Source organism: Vibrio sp. 1641, from assembly GCF_033339995.1.
Taxonomy (GTDB): Bacteria; Pseudomonadota; Gammaproteobacteria; order Enterobacterales; family Vibrionaceae; genus Vibrio; species Vibrio alginolyticus.
Window position 1 is genome coordinate 1 of record NZ_JAWOVP010000314.1, and the last position, 604, is coordinate 604.

Sequence of the window (604 nt, forward strand, 5' to 3'; positions counted from 1 at the left end):
TTAAAACTGTCCAACCTTATACTCTAGTGAGCGAGTGTGAAGAACACGTGAACATCAGCAGAATGTTTTACCGGTTCAATCCTCGTGGTTAACGGTAAATCTCTAACGTCGAAGCGTCATTGATAAATGAATCAAAACTTTTTAGACGAAGTAAGGTAGATTGCCGAGATTGCTCATGAGCCTGTTTTATTTCCATAATCAGAGATTTGAGTACTTGGCGATCTGGTTTGTTGTAGCGTTTGTCTTTGCGGAGCTGGGTGAAAAACGCAATTTGAGTCGAAGTGTCATTGAAGTCGCCGAGCTTGTCTTGAAGCAGCTTAAGTTGCGTCACGTTTTCTTTGTGTTGTTGCGCGGGATAGAGAGCAGAGAAGCACTCCAGCAGGTAGCGCAGAGCTTTGCATTTAATGCGTAATGTGTGAATGACATCGTCTTTACTCGCGGGCGAGATTTTTCTTTGTGACTTATTTACTTTTCTAAACTGGTCGGCAATCTTTTGATTTGAGAACGTCCCTAATTCAATGTCGTTTTTTAGCAAGTCGTATTGTTTAGTGCGCTCAAGGCTGTTTCGAACCACAGCGCAATGCGCTTGGTAAGAAAGTGATGC

General features: G+C 42.7%; 1 protein-coding gene. It reads right to left on the minus strand.

The features are described from left to right. Window positions 1–88 precede the first annotated feature (88 nt). A partial coding sequence (locus R7Z47_RS25725) for a CHAD domain-containing protein (RefSeq protein ID WP_318130878.1) occupies window positions 89–604 on the minus strand: 516 nt, incomplete at its 5' end.